The 15,955-nt window shown below is 72.0% G+C and carries 15 protein-coding genes; 4 read left to right on the plus strand and 11 right to left on the minus strand.

Features of this window, described 5'->3' with window-relative positions:
* The 5 genes from nagB to CGQ25_RS09590 form a co-directional block, all read right to left on the minus strand.
* Complete coding sequence (gene nagB, locus CGQ25_RS09570; protein ID WP_208709163.1) at window positions 1–783, minus strand: glucosamine-6-phosphate deaminase; 783 nt, start codon at window positions 781–783, stop codon at window positions 1–3.
* A 111-nt stretch (window positions 784–894) separates the two neighbouring features.
* Window positions 895–2,484, minus strand: coding sequence for a transporter (locus CGQ25_RS09575; RefSeq protein ID WP_208709165.1), 1,590 nt, complete (start codon window positions 2,482–2,484; stop codon window positions 895–897).
* Window positions 2,469–3,266, minus strand: a complete 798-nt coding sequence (locus tag CGQ25_RS09580) for an ABC transporter ATP-binding protein (protein WP_255405224.1) — start codon at window positions 3,264–3,266, stop codon at window positions 2,469–2,471. The genes CGQ25_RS09575 and CGQ25_RS09580 overlap by 16 nt, the downstream gene beginning before the upstream one ends.
* 35 nt (window positions 3,267–3,301) lie before the next feature.
* Window positions 3,302–4,273 carry a co-chaperone YbbN gene (locus CGQ25_RS09585; protein ID WP_208709167.1) on the minus strand — a complete coding sequence of 324 codons (972 nt, stop codon included), beginning with the start codon at window positions 4,271–4,273 and terminating at the stop codon, window positions 3,302–3,304.
* Window positions 4,274–4,340: 67 nt separating this feature from the next.
* On the minus strand, window positions 4,341–6,062 hold the full coding sequence (locus tag CGQ25_RS09590; protein WP_255405225.1) for a hypothetical protein: 1,722 nt from the start codon (window positions 6,060–6,062) through the stop codon (window positions 4,341–4,343).
* Between the two features lie 196 nt (window positions 6,063–6,258).
* On the opposite strand from CGQ25_RS09590, the gene CGQ25_RS09595 reads away from it, so the two are divergent.
* Window positions 6,259–7,557, plus strand: a complete 1,299-nt coding sequence (locus CGQ25_RS09595; RefSeq protein ID WP_369802212.1) for an AI-2E family transporter — start codon at window positions 6,259–6,261, stop codon at window positions 7,555–7,557.
* On the opposite strand, the gene CGQ25_RS09600 is transcribed toward CGQ25_RS09595, so the two are convergent.
* Together CGQ25_RS09600 and CGQ25_RS09605 are read right to left on the minus strand one after the other, a co-directional pair.
* Window positions 7,554–8,357 (minus strand): alpha/beta hydrolase, encoded by an 804-nt coding sequence (locus tag CGQ25_RS09600; RefSeq protein ID WP_208709169.1) that lies wholly within the window; start codon window positions 8,355–8,357, stop codon window positions 7,554–7,556. The genes CGQ25_RS09595 and CGQ25_RS09600 overlap by 4 nt on opposite strands.
* A gap of 23 nt (window positions 8,358–8,380) precedes the next feature.
* Window positions 8,381–8,725 carry an ATP/GTP-binding protein gene (locus CGQ25_RS09605; protein ID WP_208709171.1) on the minus strand — a complete coding sequence of 115 codons (345 nt, stop codon included), beginning with the start codon at window positions 8,723–8,725 and terminating at the stop codon, window positions 8,381–8,383.
* 68 nt (window positions 8,726–8,793) lie between these two features.
* Here CGQ25_RS09605 and nucS point away from each other — a divergent pair, with 68 nt between their 5' ends.
* The 3 genes from nucS (at window position 8,794) to CGQ25_RS09620 (ending at window position 11,257) form a co-directional block, all read left to right on the plus strand.
* Window positions 8,794–9,489 carry an endonuclease NucS gene (gene nucS, locus CGQ25_RS09610; protein ID WP_208709173.1) on the plus strand — a complete coding sequence of 232 codons (696 nt, stop codon included), beginning with the start codon at window positions 8,794–8,796 and terminating at the stop codon, window positions 9,487–9,489.
* A 57-nt stretch (window positions 9,490–9,546) separates the two neighbouring features.
* A complete protein-coding gene (locus tag CGQ25_RS09615) occupies window positions 9,547–10,809 on the plus strand; it encodes an N-acetylglucosamine-6-phosphate deacetylase (protein ID WP_208709175.1) in 1,263 nt (420 codons plus the stop codon).
* Window positions 10,810–11,053: 244 nt separating this feature from the next.
* Window positions 11,054–11,257, plus strand: a complete 204-nt coding sequence (locus CGQ25_RS09620) for a cold-shock protein (protein WP_208709177.1) — start codon at window positions 11,054–11,056, stop codon at window positions 11,255–11,257.
* Window positions 11,258–11,399: 142 nt separating this feature from the next.
* Here CGQ25_RS09620 and CGQ25_RS09625 read toward each other — a convergent pair whose 3' ends face one another.
* Genes CGQ25_RS09625 through CGQ25_RS09640 form a run of 4 tightly spaced genes read right to left on the minus strand, consistent with a single transcriptional unit; the run spans window position 11,400 to window position 15,954 of the window.
* On the minus strand, window positions 11,400–13,904 hold the full coding sequence (locus CGQ25_RS09625; RefSeq protein WP_208709179.1) for a bifunctional lysylphosphatidylglycerol flippase/synthetase MprF: 2,505 nt from the start codon (window positions 13,902–13,904) through the stop codon (window positions 11,400–11,402).
* Window positions 13,901–15,220 (minus strand): esterase family protein, encoded by a 1,320-nt coding sequence (locus CGQ25_RS09630; protein WP_208709181.1) that lies wholly within the window; start codon window positions 15,218–15,220, stop codon window positions 13,901–13,903. Before CGQ25_RS09630 ends, CGQ25_RS09625 begins: the two co-directional genes overlap by 4 nt.
* 10 nt (window positions 15,221–15,230) lie before the next feature.
* Complete coding sequence (locus CGQ25_RS09635) at window positions 15,231–15,662, minus strand: DUF2550 domain-containing protein (RefSeq protein WP_208709183.1); 432 nt, start codon at window positions 15,660–15,662, stop codon at window positions 15,231–15,233.
* A gap of 10 nt (window positions 15,663–15,672) precedes the next feature.
* The gene (locus CGQ25_RS09640) at window positions 15,673–15,954 is read right to left on the minus strand and encodes a F0F1 ATP synthase subunit epsilon (RefSeq protein WP_208709185.1); all 282 of its coding nucleotides are present in this window, start codon (window positions 15,952–15,954) and stop codon (window positions 15,673–15,675) included.
* Window position 15,955: the final 1 nt, after the last annotated feature.

A 15,955-nucleotide genomic window follows, 5' to 3' on the forward strand; every position in this document is an offset into this window, starting at 1 on the left:
TCAGAGGCCCTGCCAGTCCGGCTTGCCGTCGTAGGCCTGACGGTAGTAGTCGGCGAGCAGCAGCGCCGACGCGGCAGCCTCGTCGACGATCACGGTGGTGTGCGGGTGGAACTGGAGCACGGAGCCGACGCACATCGCCGTGACCGGCCCTTCCACGAGGCCGTGGACGGCCTGTGCCTTCGCGGCTCCCGCGGCGAGGAGGACCACGTGCCGGGCATCCATGATGGTCCCCACGCCCTGGGTCACGACGTGGTGGGGCACCTCGGACAGCGAGGAGAAGAAGCGTGCGTTGTCGCGCCGGGTCTGCTCCGTGAGGGTCTTGATGCGGGTGCGCGAGGCCAGCGAGGAGCCGGGCTCGTTGAAGCCGATGTGGCCGTCGGCGCCGAGCCCGAGGATCTGCAGGTCGATCCCGCCCGCGTCGCGGATCGCGTCCTCGTACGCGGCGCACGAGGCCACGAGGTCGCCCGCCAGGCCGTCGGGGCTGTGGACGCGGGCCGGGTCGATCGTGACGCGCTCGGAGAACTCGCGCCGGATCACGCTCTCGTAGGACGCGGGATGGCCGCGCGGAAGGCCCACGTACTCGTCGAGGGCGAATGCGGTGGCCCGCGAGAGGTCGAGTCCCTCCTCGGTGCTCTCGCGGGCCAGCTCGTCGTACAGCGGGAGCGGCGAGGACCCGGTCGCGAGACCGAGGACCGCGTCCGGCGTGCGGGCGAGCAGCGACGTGACTGCCGAGGCGGCGAGCCGCCCCGCCTCGCGGGCGTCCTTGACGATGACCACTTCCATGCGGGCGCTCCCTCGGGGGCCTCTCGGCGCGGGTCGCGCGCCCCCGCCGAGGATATCCAGCCCGGGCGCGACCCGCTAGGGCCGTGACCCGCTAGGGCGCCGGCCGGGCCGTCAGCGGGCGCGCGTGAGGGAGGCGTACGTCTCGGGGCCGCGCGCATCCAGCCAGCGGCCGCCGAGCACGACCCCGCCGGCGGCCAGGGCCGGGCCGAGGACTGCGCCGGCAGCGAGCCCGAGCCATCCCCAGTGGGCCTGCCCCGTCCCGGCCCACAGGAGCGCGAGGGCGATCTCGGGTGAGATCAGGGCACCGAGCACCAGGAGCCCGCCCGTCTGGACCAGCATCGTCTGGGCCACGTTCCCCGAGGGCTTCTTGAAGGGGCTCTCGCCCGGGAGGGGGACCGCCACCGTGTACCTCGCCGACACCACCGAGGAGAGCCCGACGCCGCTCAGGAGGGACCCGAGCGCGAGCCCCAGAAGGGCGGGGAACGCCGCCCACTGGCCCGCCACCACGCACGGCACGGCGGTGGCCACGAGGGTCACGGGCAGCCCGAAGGCCAGGAGCGCGAGCGCCCGGCCGAGGCGGTCGTCGCGGCCCCGGACCCCCGCGGCGAGATGCAGCGCGAACGCGGTCGAGTCATAGGAGACGTCCGCGCTGATGCTCCACGCGAGCACGAAGCCGACGATCGGCCCGCTCACCGCGAAGGGGCCGGCCAATGGATCGCCCCCGCCGCCCGCGGAGGCCATGTAGAGCACCACCGGCAGCAGCGGCACCACCACGAGGCCCGAGCCGTAGCGCGGGTCCCGCAGCCAGTAGACAAGGCACCGGGCGGCCACTGCCCCGGCCGGTGTGGCGGGCAGGAGGCCGAAGAGCCCTGCGCCCCGGTGGCGGTTCCCCGCACGCCGGCGGCTTGCACCGGTGGGGTGGAGGAGGGCACGGGCCAGCGCCGCCGACCAGCCCCACGCAGCGAGTGCGAGCGCCGCCGCGGCGACGCCGATCTTGGCGAGGGCCTCGAGGCCGTTGCCCTGGGCCGCGGCGGCCGGTGCCGAGAACGCCGCGCCGAGCGGCGTCCAGCCCAGCACCTCGCCGGCGGCGACGAGACCGGACGCGCCGACGGCGTCGAGGGACTGCGCGGCGAGCGCGATGATCGGGCCGAGGAGGACGAGCGGGATGAGCAGGAGCACACTGCTCACGTCGCGGAACCGCCGCGAGGCCGCGAGCTCGGAGGCGAGCGCCGCGGCGAGCCGGCTCACGGCGACGCACAGGCCGAGCGCCAGGACGGCGCAGACCAGCGCAGTCACGAGCGGCGCCCACCCGCGGGCCCAGGTCAGCGCCGTCGCCGAGAGCAGCAGCACCGTGCACAGCCCGGGCACGCCAATCAGCCCGGCCAGGCCCTGCCCGAGGAGGAGCTGGCGCCGTGGAATCGGGAACAGCGCGAAGCGCGCCGGATCGAGCGTGAGGTCCACGCCCGCGACGAGGATGGGCGCGAGGGCCCAGCCGAGCACGAGCACCGACCCTCCGAGGACTACGAGGGTCTCGGCCACGGGAACCTCGGCAAGCCTTAGGACGCCCAGCCCTGCGATCCCGAGGGCGACGGCGCCGAGTCCGTAGAGGGCGCCCAGGATGAGGCCGATGAGCTGCAGGGGACTGCGGCGGAGTCCGTTGCGCAGGAGCGCGAGCTTGAGCCTGATCAGGTGTGCAACCACGTCAGGCCCTCTGACTTCCCCGGGCCGCCGACGAGCTGGACGAAGCGCTCCTCGAGAGATTCCCCCGCGCGGACCTCGTCGACGGTCCCCGCGGCCAGGATCCGGCCGGCGGCGACGACGGCGACGTGGTCGCACATGCGCTGGACGAGGTCCATGACGTGGCTCGAGACGATGACGGTCCCCCCGCCCGCCGTGAAGTCGGTGAGGATCGAGCGGATGTTCGCGGCCGAGATCGGGTCCACGGACTCGAACGGCTCATCCAGGACCAGCAGCCGCGGGGCATGCACGAGGGCCGCGGCGAGGGCCACCTTCTTCGTCATGCCGGCCGAGTAGTCCACGACGAGGGTGGATGCGGCGTCGGCGAGCCCGAACGCGGCGAGCAGGTCGCGGGCCCGCGCGGAGGCGGTCGGGCGGTCGAGTCCGTGGAGGAGCCCCGAGTAGAGGATGAGCTGCTCGCCGGAGAGCCTGTCGAAGAGGCGCACCCCGTCCGGGAGGACGCCCATGAGGCGCTTCGCGGTGATCGGCTCCTTCCAGACGTCGGTGCCCAGCACGTACGCCGTCCCGGCGTCGGGCCGCAGGAGCCCGGTGGCCATCGAGAGCGTGGTGGTCTTGCCCGCGCCATTGGGGCCCACCAGCCCGTAGAACGAGCCGACCGGGACGTCGAGGCTCACCCCGTCCACGGCCAGCTTCCCGTCGAACGCCTTGACGAGGCCGCGCAGTGCCAGCGCAGGAGGGGCCCCGGCAGGGGGCGCGGGCGCCGCCGAGGGAGGGCCCCCGGCCACGGGTACTCCCTCCGCCTCTGAGTGGGGCACGGCGGTCAGAACAGGGCGCGGGCGAGCTGCTGGCGCGCAGCACCGACCCGCGGGTCCCCGGTGCCGACGACCTCGAAGAGCTCGAGAAGCCGGACGCGGGCGGCTTCCCTGTCTTCGCCCGCGCTGCGGGCGATGAAGCCCACGAGCCGGGAGAAGGCGTCCTCGACGTGGCCTCCCGTGAGGTCGAGGTCGGCGACGGCCAGCTGCGCCTGGAGGTCGTCGGGCGACTCGGCGGCAGCGGCACGCGCACGCTCCGCGGCAGGCTGGTCGACCTCGGCGACGCGCGCCATGAGCTGGACCTGGGCGAGGCCGGCCTTGGCCTCGCGGTCGGCGGGCTGCTCGGCGAGGGCCTTGCGGTAGGCGGCCTCGGCGGCGGCGAAGTCGCCGCGGTCGATCGCGTCGAACGCCTCCTGGTGCAGCGGCGGGAGCTGCGGCTCGGGGGACGCCTCGGCGGGGACGCCGTCGGCCGTGCCGGTCACGCCGTTCGCCTCGGCGACGCGCAGCAGCTCGTCGAAGAGCGCACGCGCCTGGGGTTCCGCGGCGGCGCCCTGGAAGAGGGGGATCGGCTGGCCCTTGAGGATCGCGACGGCGGTCGGCACCGCCTGGGCCTGGAAGGCCTGGGCGAGCTGGGGGAACGCCTCGACGTCCGCCGTCGCGTAGACCAGGCGGCCGCCGTAGCTGTCCACGATCGCAGCCAGGTCGTCACGCGCCGTGAGCGACTCGGGCGAGTACGACGCCCAGAGGAGCACGACGACGGGCACGGTCGCGGAGCGCTGGACGAGGTCTCCGAAGGTGCGCTCGTCGACCTCGATCGCGCCGGACGGCCCCGGCGCTCCCGCGTCCGCCCCCGCCGCGGCGGCGGGGTGCGACGAGGAGGCGGGAGGGGTCGCCGTCGCGCGTGCCTTGAGGGCCGAGAGGTCGACGGCGCCGCGGAGGTTCAGCTGCGGCTGGGGAGGGCGGGAACCGGGAACACTCATGGCTCCACCATAGTGTGAGGGGCGGGCCCGCACACAGCGGTCCCGCCCCCCACAATGGCGTGCTCGCCTACTTCAGCACGGCACCCGTCAGGTTGCGGGTCGCCCCGATGAGCGTGACCTCCTTGGCCCCGCCGTCGGCGGGCACGACGATCACGAGGGACTCCCGGAACGTCAGCGATATCCCGGCGGTGGTCTCCTTGCCCCCGGCGAGCGCGGCGGCGTCGTCGGCGAGGGTGAGCTTGTCCCCCGCCGCCTTCGGGGTGCCCTCGAACACGAAGTCCAGGGGCGCGAGGATGACGGCGCCGCCGTCGGCCGTGCGGAAGGCCGCGGCCTCGTTGCCCACGAGGGTGTGCTTGGCGGTGAAGTTTCCGTTCGGGCCGTTCTTCACGATGTCGCCCTGGTAGCCGATCGTGTCCTTGATGTAGGCGTTCTCGGGCACGCGGTCCGCCCAGACGCTGTCCGGGTAGGTGAGGCGGTCCGCGACGCCCGCGATGGCCTCGGCCGGGGTGTAGGCGAGCCCGGCCTTGCTGTCCAGCGGCACCTGCTCGGCACCGGAACGCGGCGTGGCGGGGAAGGTGGCACCGGGCAGGAGCGGCGCGGCCTCGATGAGCTTGTAGTTGCTCCGGGCAGACTCCTGGCGCAGGGTGAGCAGCTGGGGCGTGGTGTTCCCCTCGCCCTGCGTGACCGCCATGACGGTGCGCGGCCACTCGCGCTGGGTGGTGATGACGCTCGTGCGCAGGTCGGCCGCGCGGACCGGCGAGAGGGCGGGCGCGCTCGCGACGGCGGCCCTCACCTTGTAGTTCTGGGTGCGGGCCAGCAGAGCGCTGCCGCCCACGCGCAGGCTGAGCTTGCCGGCGTCCTTCGCGTCGTCCCCGGCCTGGACCGCGTTGGCGGTCTGCTCGAGGATGCGGGTGAGCTGGTCGTCGAGGAGCACGCGGCCTGCCGAGGGCGCCTGCGCGGTGCTCGGCGAGGGCGCGGTGGTCGCCTGGGCGGCGGGGGCGGCGCTGAGCCCGAGGACGACCACGGCGAGCCCGGCTCCCAGCCGGACGGCCCCCGGGCGGCGCGTGGCGCCGTCGGCCATCCGCTTAGCCTTCCCCGGCGTGCGCGGGATGGCTGCCGTGGCGGTGGACCCCGTCGTGCGGCGTCGTGGCCAGGGCCCGGTCGCCGAGCCAGCCGGGCCGCCGTGCGATCCCGCCTGACGGGTATGCAGGAAGGCGAGGACGCCGGCCGCGACGACCAGCAGGGCGCCGATCACGATGAGCGGGACGGCCCACGGGGTGGTCGCGTGGCTCGGCCACGTGATGGAGATGTCGCGGGGCGCGGGAGCGCTGCCGTCGGTGGCGAGCATGAGCTGCCACTCGCCGTTGTCCGGGACGTCCCAGTGGTACTCGTACTCGCCGCTGGCGTTCTGCGTCGAGGCGAAGACGTCGGCACCGGCCGGGTTCGGCGACGAGGCCTCGCCGTCGGCGTGCTGGACCGTGAGGACCTTCCCGTCATCGGAGGCGCCCGCGATCGTGTTGTGGGCAGCCGGGCCCACCCAGCCGGCAACGTCGTCGGGACGGCCCGTTGCGAGGACGAAGCTGCCCTCGGAGCGGATCGTCAAGGTTGCCTCTCCCCCGCGGAGGTCGCCCAGCCGGTTGTCGATCACCGTGAGGGGGGCATCCTGGGTGTCGGCGGGAATCGTTGCCGTCACACGGTCATTGGGAGCCCACCACGATAGCTGGCCGATGCCAGCCACGAGGGCTACAAGGCCGAGCAGCAGGAGTGCAGCTGCGGTCTTAAGTCGCACGGAAAACACCTCACGTCGGGGAATTAGACCTCTCAATGGTAACCAAATCGTGACAATCCAGTCAGATCGGCCCTGCTGGTAGGGTTTGCGCGGGGCGCAGGGTGCCGGGGCAGGGGCATCGTCGGGGTGGACTGGACCGGGGCCGGCACTGCTGTCCCGCGACCAGACGGCGAGAGAAGAGCAGAAGGCGAGTCGAGTGCCAGAGAACCGCGGGGCCCAGCCCATCGAACCGGAGTCCACGGGCGAGAACCCCCCGCTCGCGACGCCAGTTCTCGGTGAGGCGGCCGGCCGGTCCCACCACCGTCTCGGCGCCTTCGTCCACGGAGTGGCCGACCGTCTCAAGACCCCCATTCCGGGAGCGCAGCCGCGCGTGCGCTTCGAGATGCCCCCGCTGCAGGAGGCCGAGCCCCCCGCGGCCGAGGACGACGAGACCCCGTTCGGCCACCCGGGTCCCCGCATGTCCTCGCGCCACCCGCTGTACATGGGGTTCATGGGCACAGTGGGCGTCGGCGCGGCGCTGGCCATCTACTACATCGCGCAGCACACCACGCAGCTGCTGCTGTGGATCCTCGCCGCGCTCTTCATCGCGCTCGGCCTCGACCCGGTGGTCCGTTGGCTCGAGGCCCGGCGGGTCCCCCGCGCGGTCGGCATCGCAGGCACGATCCTGGCTCTCTTCGCGGTCCTCGGCGCGTTCGTGGGGACGCTCATCCCGACCATGGTGGACCAGATCACCCAGCTCGTGAACAACGTGCCGGGCTGGATCGCGGACTTCCTGGCCTCAGACTTCTACAAGAGCATCGACGAGCAGTTCGGCATCAAGAACCGCGTCACCGAGGAGCTGACGAAGCTCGGCCAGAACTCGGAGGCGATCACGAACGTCTTCGGCGGCGTGCTCGGCTTCGGCACCACCGTGGCGAACTCGCTCTTCGGGGTGCTCGTCGTGGTGGTTCTCAGCCTGTACTTCCTCTCGGCGCTGCCCGCGATGAAGACGTGGGGGTACCGGCTCGCGCCGCGCTCCCGCCGGACGCGGGTCGAGGCGCTGAGCGAGGAGATCACACGCTCAGTGGGCAACTACGTGATCGGCCAGGTGTGCGTGGCCGGCCTGAACGCGACCTACGCCTTCGTGGTCATGACCATCCTCCGGGTCCCGTTCGCCGCCCTCCTCGCCTTCGTCGTGGGCTTCCTCGCGTTCATCCCGCTCGTGGGAGGGGTCGTGGCCGGCGTCCTCATCTCGGTCGTGGCCCTCACGTCCGGGTGGCAGACGGCCGTCATCCTCGCGATTGCCTACTTCGCCTACCTGCAGTTCGAGGCCTACTTCATCTCCCCGCGCATCATGCAGAAGGCCGTCGCGGTTCCCGGGCCCGTGGCGGTCATCTCCGTCATCGCCGGCGGCAGCCTTTTGGGCGTGCTGGGTGCGCTCATCGCGATCCCGACAGCAGCGGCCGTGATGCTGCTCATCCGGGAAGTCTTCATCAAGCGGCAGGACCAGCACTAGGGGGCCGCGGCGAGCTCCCCGTCCCACTCCCCCGGCAGCCCGGCCGGGCCCGAGGGCGCGGCCGCGCCCAGCACGTCCGCGACGATCTCGCTGAGCACCCGGTGGACGTACTTCTCCCCTACCCAGAGGTGCTTGCCGCCGTCGACGCCGACGAGCCGGGCCTGCGGCACGCGTGCGAAGCGCTCGGCGGCCTCGGCGGGCCGGAGGTAGTCGTCGAACTCGGGGACGAGGACCGTCAGCGGCTTGCCCGAGGCGGCCCACGCGTCCAGGTCCTTCTCGCCCGCCCGGTGCAGCGGCGGCGAGAGGAGGACGGCGCCGTCGATCTCGTCCACGACCGGCGGCACGGCGCCGTACTTGAGCGCGAGCTCGGTGCCGAACGACCACCCCACGAGCCACCGGCGCGGCAGCCCGCGCTCGACGGCGAACCGCACCGCTGCCTCGACGTCGGCGCGCTCGCCGACACCCTCGTCGAACTGGCCCCCGCTGGTCCCCCGGGGGCTCGACGTCCCGCGGGTGTTGAAGCGGAGGACGGCGATGCCCGCGAGCGCGGGCAGGCGGAAGGACGCCTTGCGGTAGACGTGGGAGTCCATGAACCCGCCGTGGGTCGGAAGCGGGTGGAGCGTGACGAGCGTGGCGAGCGGGTCCCGGTCGGCGGGCAGGGCGAGCTCCCCCACGAGCGTCAGCCCATCGTCGGTCCGCAGCTCGATGTTCTCCCGCCGCGCGGGCAGGACCGTGTTCGCGCGGATCGGCTCGGGGCCTGCGGTGCTGGTGAACGCGTACGAGGAAGGGTCGAAGCTCATGGGGCCTAAGCGTATCGCTGGCGTCAGCGGTACCTGAACGTCCTGGTGCGCCAGCAGTGGGTGTGCCAGTGGCGCCGCTCCGCGATCCCTGCCGCCTCTCCGAAGAGGTGGTCGTCGGCCCACACGACAAGGTGCGCCACCCCGGGCGGGATGGTGCGGGAGCAGCCAGGGCACGTGTACTCCTTGGCGGCGTTGCGCGTGGTCACCTGCCTGACGCGCCAGTCGCCGTCGGGCGCCGACTCGAGGCGGGCGAATCCGGCCAGCACGCGCTCGGGGTCGAAGTCGTCGCGGTCCTCACGGGATTCCTCGGCAGCCTTGGCGCTCCGTGGGACAGCGGGACGGCGACGGGGTCGGTTGGAGCGCGGCATGGCTCCATTCTGCCGTGCCCCCGCGGGGTCGCCGTCCGCCCCAGACCTCGCCACGGTAGAGTTCTCGGGTGCGTCTCGTCATTGCCCAGTGCTCCGTCGACTATGTGGGCCGCCTCAAGGCCCACCTTCCGCTGGCGACCCGTCTCCTCGTGGTCAAGGCCGACGGCTCGGTGCTCGTGCACTCCGACGGCGGGTCGTACAAGCCCCTCAACTGGATGAGCCCTCCGGCCACGCTCCGGGTGGCCTCCCCGGCCGAGGCCGAGCTCGAGGAGGGGGTGCTCGAGCAGTGGACGGTCCAGTCGGCGAAGACCGACGACCGCCTCATCGTCAACATCCACGAGGTCGTGCATGACTCGAGCCACGAGCTCGGGCTGGACCCCGGCCTCATCAAGGACGGCGTCGAGTCCGACCTCCAGCGCCTGCTCGCGGAGCAGATCGAGACGCTCGGGGAAGGCTTCACCCTGATCCGCCGGGAGTACTTCACCGCGATCGGCCCCGTGGACATCCTCGCCCGCGACGCCTCCGGCGCCACGGTCGCCGTCGAGCTCAAGCGCCGCGGCGACATCGACGGCGTCGAGCAGCTCACGCGCTACCTGGAGCTCCTCAACCGCGACCCGCTCCTCGCCCCGGTGCGGGGCATCTTCGCGGCCCAGCAGATCAAGCCCCAGGCCCGAACGCTCGCGCAGGACCGGGGGATCGACTGCGTGACCCTGGACTACGACGCGATGCGCGGGGTCGACGACGTGGAGTCACGCCTCTTCTGACCCCGCAGGGCGCCGGAGGCGGGCCCAAGGCTGCCGGGCTCGCCTAAGATGCATGGCATGAGCCCCACCGATATCCCAGGCCCTGGCGAACCCGGCACGTCGCGGCTCATCGCCCATGGCCGGATCGTAAGCGACGGATCCTCGATCGACGACGCCGTGGTCGCCGTCGAGGACGACCGGATCGAGTACGCCGGGCCTGCCGCGGACTTCGACGCGGTGGCCTTCGGCGGCACCGTCCTGGAGCTTCCGCCCGACGCCGTCCTCCTGCCGGGCCTTGTCGACCTCCACTGCCATGGCGCGGCAGGAGTCGACTTCCCCAGCGCCGACGAGGAGTCTGCGCGCCGCGGCGTCGGATACCTCCACCGCAGCGGCACGACGATGCCGCTCGCCAGCCTCGTCGCTGCCCCGCGCGACGACCTGCTGCGGGGGATCGACGTGTTCGCACAGCTCGACGCGGAGGACCTCGTGGCCGGGATCCACCTCGAGGGCCCCTTCCTCTCCCCCGCGCAGTGCGGCGCGCAGGATCCGGCCCACCTCCTCGACCCGGACACCGATCTCGCGATGGAGCTCATCGAGGCGGCCTCGGGCGCGCTCGCGACGATGACCTACGCGCCCGAGCTGCCCGGGGCCGCCGACCTCGTGGACCTCCTCACGACACACGGGGTGACTCCCTCCCTGGGGCACACCGACTGCGACGACGCCACGGCGGACGCCTCGCTCGAGCAGGCCCGGGACGGGCTGAGTGCGGCCGGGTACGACGGCGCGGAGGGCGTTCCGACGGTCACCCACCTCTTCAACGCCATGCCGCCGCTGCATCATCGCTCGCCCGGGCCTGTCGCGGCATCCCTGAGGGCCGCGGCGGCGGGCGGTGCCGTCGTCGAGCTGGTGGGGGACGCCGTCCACCTCGACCCGGCGATGGTACGGACCGTGTACGCACTCGTCGGGGCTGCCAACATCGCGCTCGTGACGGACTCGATGGCCGCGGCCGGGCTGACGGACGGCCACTATACGCTGGGGACCTCACCGGTGACGGTCGCGGGCGCCATCGCCACCCTCGACTCCTCGGGCGCGATCGCCGGCGGGACCGCGACGCTCCTCGAGGTGGTCTGCCGGGCCGCCTCGGCCGGAGTGCCCCTCGAGGAGGCAGTCCTCTCCGCGACGGCGGTCCCCGCCGCGGTGCTCGGCCGTGCGGATGAATTCGGCAGCCTGCGCCGCGGGCTCAGGGCCGATTTCGTGGCGACGGACGGTGCGCTCAATCTCGTCTCGGTGGTGCGCGGCGGGGAACTCCTGCCCGCCCCTGCAGCCGACTACTCGCGTTAGCACGACGTTTTCCATCATTTATCCAGACTGTTGATCCCGAAATGGGCGGGTGCCGTTGACCGTGCATCGGCGGCGTGGTTGGCTAGGAGCAGTCTTGATGTAGGTAGCAGTGTTTTTCATGCAATGCATGCTCGCAAGACCGTTGCGAGCGTGGAGTTCCCGGCCCTCCGGGTCCTCCCGCGGAGTAACCCGGCCGGCACACAAGTGGCGGCGTCTCGTTGCAGATCCACAGGAGAACGCAGGAATGGCACAGGGAACCGTCAAGTGGTTCAACGCCGAGAAGGGCTTCGGCTTCATCACCCCGGATGACGCCGAATCGGACGTGTTCGTCCACTACTCGGAGATCAAGTCGAGCGGCTTCCGCACGCTCGAGGAGAACCAGCGGGTCGAGTTCGAAATCGGCCAGGGCGCAAAGGGCCCCCAGGCCACGGGCGTGACCGCTCTCTGAGCAGCACGCGCAACCGGCCGTGAAGGCCAGGGAGGGGCTCCGGTCAGACCGGGGCCCCTCCCCCTTTTTGCGCTCCCGGGGACTCGGGGAAATGCAGTCACGCGTTCTTGACGGAAAAGTAAATAATCACCGCGGGTGCGGATTATCCGACGATCTGGCGCAGGAGCCTCATGCGGTGCCGCATCGTGAGGCCCGGAAGATACGCCTGCGCGAGAGCGCGGCCGATCGCCGGCAGCTGGAGCGGGTCGAGGTAGTACATGTAGAGGGCGTGGTACTCCGGCTGGAAGCGCGACTTGAACTTCGCGAGCGACCGGAACCCGTAGACCGGTTCGAGCGCCTGCCCGACGGCGTCGAGCAGGGTCGAGAGCAGTTCGTCCCGGGACTCGACCTCCGCCCGTTCCCCCGAAGGGTCGGCCGCGAGCGGGGATCCCGACAGGGAGATCCACTCGACCTCGGCGCGCAGCCGATTGACCGCGGAGGCGATGAGGAACTCCATGACCCCGGGGAAGCCGTCGGGACTGCGCCGCATGAAGTCGAGCGTCCACCCCACCACGCGGCCGTTCTCGAACACGGGCAGCCAGCTCGTGACCCCGTGCAGGCGGCCCTCCTCGTCCTGGGCGAGGCACATGAGGACCTCCGGGTCGTCGAGCTCGTCGATCCCGCCGAGCGTGAAGCCCATGTCCGGCAGCGACTTCTGGGCTGACCAGTCCTCAGAGAGGATGCTCAGCTGGACACGCTGGGACGGCGTCAGCGCGTGGTAGCGCGTCCACGCGGCGTGGACCCCGAGCTTGCTGGCCCGGTTGACGGCGGTGCGCACGTTCTGCCACTCCTTGCCCTTGAAGCTCAACTCGCCCACGCGGAGCCTGGTCTCCTGGGCGACCTCGACGCGCTGGAAGCCGCGCGACCTCAGGAAGGGCCACAGTTCCGAGGTGAGGGAGTAGAAGCACGGGACGAGCGCATGCTTGGAGCAGTACGCGATGAACTCCTCCACGGCCGCGGGCCCCCTGCCCGGGGCACCGATGGGCCCGGCGACTGAGAGGGCGACTCCGCCGTGCTGCTGGAACGCGAGCCCTGCCGTGGCGTGGCTGTCGAACCAGAATCGGTTCGGCGGCCACAGCGTCATCCAGGACAGCGACCCGCCGCCCCTCCGCACGAGGCTGCGGGCGAGCTCGAGGCTGTCATCCCGGGTCCCGAGGGTCTGCCGGCCGCGCAGGATCGCGACCGCGACGAGCATCAACGCCGCAAGCCACAGGATGAGGCCGCTGTAGGTGAACAGCCACAGCTCGGCCGGGTCCCGCGTGCGGAAGACCGTGAGGTAGTAACGCGGGATCGGGGCGGGGATGTACTGCCTGACGACCTCCGATGCCAGTCCCCACAGTCCTTCCCGCCGCTCGAGGCCCCCGCCCCGCACCCAGAGCACCGTGTAGGCGACCACGAGCCCGCCCGCGAGGGCAAGTCCGACGGCGGCGAGGCGCCGTCGCATGCCCCGGGCCGTCTGCACGGGGAACAGTTCCCGGTTGAGCCAGAGCACGACGACGAGCGCGAGGGCCGTGAGCACGCTCGGGAGGAGGTGGACGGCCCCGGACGCGAGGACGCTGTAGCGGTTGCGCTGCGGTGAGAAGGGGATGCGGAGGAAGAGCGCCACGTAGCCGACCGCGAGGACGGCCACGGCGAGCTGCACGGCCAGCGCGACCTGCAGCGCCACGGTGCGGCCGCGGCGGAGGCCGAGGGCGCAGACGAGCAGGATCGCCGGAGGCACGAGGGCCGTGATGTAGCCCTCCGGCGAGAGCGCGAGGGGCTGGGCCGACTGCAGGCAGGAGCCGGTGATCGAGCCACCGCAGTCCTCCTGCAGCTGGCTGAGGACCGGCAGCGGGTTCAGGACCATGTCGCGCACGAGCGCGAGGGGGCCCGAGGGGCTCAGCGAGAGCGCTGTGAGCACGGGGCCCACGGCCGCGAGGGCGACGAGGAGCGCGAGCAGGTTCCTCCGCTCGCGGGGGCTGGGCAGGACGGGGTGGGGCTCGTGGCGCCTGACCGTCCACCACGAGGCGGCGAGCCCCAGCAGCGCACCGATGAGCCCGAGGACCGTCTCCGAGTGGCCGACGTACAGGGTGAGCATGCCCGAGATCCCGAGGACCCCCGCGCGCAGCCGGCGGCGCCAGAGCACTCCGAGCGTCGGGCTCGCCACCATGGCCGTGAACAGGGCCGCCGGGTACGGCCCGAGCACGGGGTCCTCGACCATGGACCCGAGCCACCCGTCCCCGCCCAGACGGGCCATCTGGGTCACGATGAAGAAGACGGTCACGGCCGCGAAGTCGCCGACGAAGAAGAGGACGGCAGCCCGGATCGAGCCGTAGGCGATTTCCGCTACGGGGACCAGGACCGCGACCACCACCGTTGCCGCAACATAGGCCAACGGGTTCGTGACGAAGAAGATGGATGTGAGGGCGCCCCACCACTGGCCTGAGCGCAGCGAGCCGACGTCGCCGCCGACGACGTCGAGCACCGAGGGACTCGGCCCGGACAGGATGCTGCCGGTGGCGGCGCCGGCCACCCAGAGTGCAGCGACGACGCCGAGGGTGAACGGAACGCGCCGAGCGCCCCGCAGGGCGCCCCGCGCAGCGCTGCCCAGAGGCTGCAGGAAGCTCACGGGAACCCCCACCGCCCGGCGAGCATCTCGAGCCCGACCGGCATGGCCTTGGCGATCATCTCCCACGAATGGCCCTCACCCTGCACGATCTCCTCATGGACCTCAGTGCCCCCGCCGCGCGCCTGGTCGGCGATCACGTGCGCCTGCGCGATGAAGTCAGGATCGCGCGTTCCTGCCGCGAGGAACAGGAACTGGCCCTCGTGGCCTCCCTGGGCGAAGAAGTGCGCGGGCAGCTGGGCCTCGAACGCCGCGGTGTCGCCGTCGAACGCCGTGTCGATCGTCTTGCTCCGCTCCTTCGCGAGCGCCGGCTCCTTCTCGGCGGCGAAGGCGAGCGCGGAGCCGAAGAGCTCCGGGTGCTTGGCCAGCAGCTGCACGGAGCACGTGGCACCGAAGGAGAACCCGCCGGCGGCCCAGCGGGAGGGATCCGTCGAGACGCTCAGGTGTTCCTTGATCCACGGCGCGACATCCTGCACGAGATAGGTCTCGGCCTTGGCGATCTTCGTGTCCATGCAGAGCGTGTTGAAGGAGGGGTTCCCGATGGGATCGACCACCACGACCACGGGCGCGACGCCATCGTGCTCCCGGGCGAAGCGGTCCATGCGGCCCCTGAGCTGGCCGCCGCTGAGCCAGTCGGCAGGACCTCCGGGCTGGCCCGCCATGAGGACCAGGACCGGCAGCTCGGGGCGCACGGCCGCGGAGTAGGCCGGCGGGAAGTACACGTAGGCGTCCCGCGCCGCGAAACCGGAGGCGGGGTTGGGTATCTGGACCTTGCGCAGCTCCCCAGTGCTGGGCAGGTCCCCGGGAGGCCTCCACCCGCTGAGCGGCACCGCCGTCGCTCCCCCGCGCTCGAGGGCTGGCTCCAGGGGGATGATCCGACTCAGGCTCGAGCCCGTGAGGTCACCCACGGTCAGGTTGAGGCCGAAGTACGCGTTGATCTGCTGTCCCGCGAGGAAGACGACGGCGAGTGCGGAGCCCACTGCGGCGATGCGCCGGCCCCATCGGCGCCTGGCCCGGCCGAGCCGGACGATGCAGAGGACGGCGAGCAGGATCCCGAAGACGCCGATGCCCACGTCGAGGAGCACCTCGGACGGGAGGTCTTCGGGGAAGACGCTGGCCACGTCCACGAGGATCCAGTGGACCAGCAGGGTGATTGCGGGGGCCAGGACGGCCGCACCCGCGAGGAATGCCAGGCCGCGCCAGCGCGGCCGGGGGGCGAGGTCCGCCCAGAGGAGGTACAGGGCCCCGGCGACGGCGAGGACCCAGCACGCGACGGCGAGTGGCCCGTCGACGACCCGGAGTTCGAGGATCGCGTCCATGGCGGCCCGTTCAGCGCCACGTGCCGACGCCCACCACGGGGCCGGCCTCGAGCCACGCGGCGAGGCCCGCGTAGGCGCTGAAGTCCATTGCGAATCGGACGCTCTCGCCCAGGTAGAGCAGCTCGACGATCACGACGTCCGCCTGCACCTTGGTGCGCTCGGCCTCGGTGGGGGCGCGCCTCCCCTGCAGCTCGAGGGAGCTGCGGGTGAAGCGGTGCTTTGCCACCGGGCTCAGGGAGAGGAGGTTGAACCATTCCAGTTCGGTGTCCTGATAGCGGCAAACCCCCATCCTCCAGGGCCCGGAGGCCATGGAGATGGAGGCATCCACCGTGCCCAGGGTGCGCCGCAGGACGAAGCGGCGCACCCCAAGGACACAGAGCAGCGCTGCGAGGAGCAGGAAGAGCGCTGCCAGGACGATGAACGGAAGGGCAGAATCGTCCATCGAGGTCTGGCTAACGAGTCCCCGCGGCTGGTTCGCCGATCTTCGCGTTGTCGGCGACGATCACGACCCTGTCCGAGTCGACGGAGAAGAACCCGCCGTCCACGGTGGCCGTGATCCGCGAGCCGTTGACCGGCTCAATCGCAATCTCGCCCGCGTGCATGATTGCCAGCAGCGGCGTGTGGCCGGGAAGGATCCCGACCTCGCCGTCCGCCGTGCGGGCCTTGACCATCTTCGCCGGGCCGGACCACACGAAGTGGTCCGCCGCGACGATCTCGACCTCGAGCTCAGCCATG

It is taken from the genome of Sinomonas sp. R1AF57 (assembly GCF_002224485.1).
Lineage (GTDB): Bacteria > Actinomycetota > Actinomycetes > Actinomycetales > Micrococcaceae > Sinomonas > Sinomonas flava.

What these genes read in the sequence shown, in the direction of transcription:
- nagB (WP_208709163.1), bottom strand. Translation starts at nt 783, where the DNA reads ATGGAAGTGGTCATCGTCAAGGACGCCCGCGAGGCGGGGCGGCTCGCC.
- CGQ25_RS09585 (WP_208709167.1), bottom strand. Translation starts at nt 4,273, where the DNA reads ATGAGTGTTCCCGGTTCCCGCCCTCCCCAGCCGCAGCTGAACCTCCGC.
- CGQ25_RS09600 (WP_208709169.1), bottom strand. Translation starts at nt 8,357, where the DNA reads ATGAGCTTCGACCCTTCCTCGTACGCGTTCACCAGCACCGCAGGCCCC.
- CGQ25_RS09605 (WP_208709171.1), bottom strand. Translation starts at nt 8,725, where the DNA reads ATGCCGCGCTCCAACCGACCCCGTCGCCGTCCCGCTGTCCCACGGAGC.
- CGQ25_RS09615 (WP_208709175.1), top strand. Translation starts at nt 9,547, where the DNA reads ATGAGCCCCACCGATATCCCAGGCCCTGGCGAACCCGGCACGTCGCGG.
- CGQ25_RS09620 (WP_208709177.1), top strand. Translation starts at nt 11,054, where the DNA reads ATGGCACAGGGAACCGTCAAGTGGTTCAACGCCGAGAAGGGCTTCGGC.
- CGQ25_RS09630 (WP_208709181.1), bottom strand. Translation starts at nt 15,220, where the DNA reads ATGGACGCGATCCTCGAACTCCGGGTCGTCGACGGGCCACTCGCCGTC.
- CGQ25_RS09635 (WP_208709183.1), bottom strand. Translation starts at nt 15,662, where the DNA reads ATGGACGATTCTGCCCTTCCGTTCATCGTCCTGGCAGCGCTCTTCCTG.
- CGQ25_RS09640 (WP_208709185.1), bottom strand. Translation starts at nt 15,954, where the DNA reads ATGGCTGAGCTCGAGGTCGAGATCGTCGCGGCGGACCACTTCGTGTGG.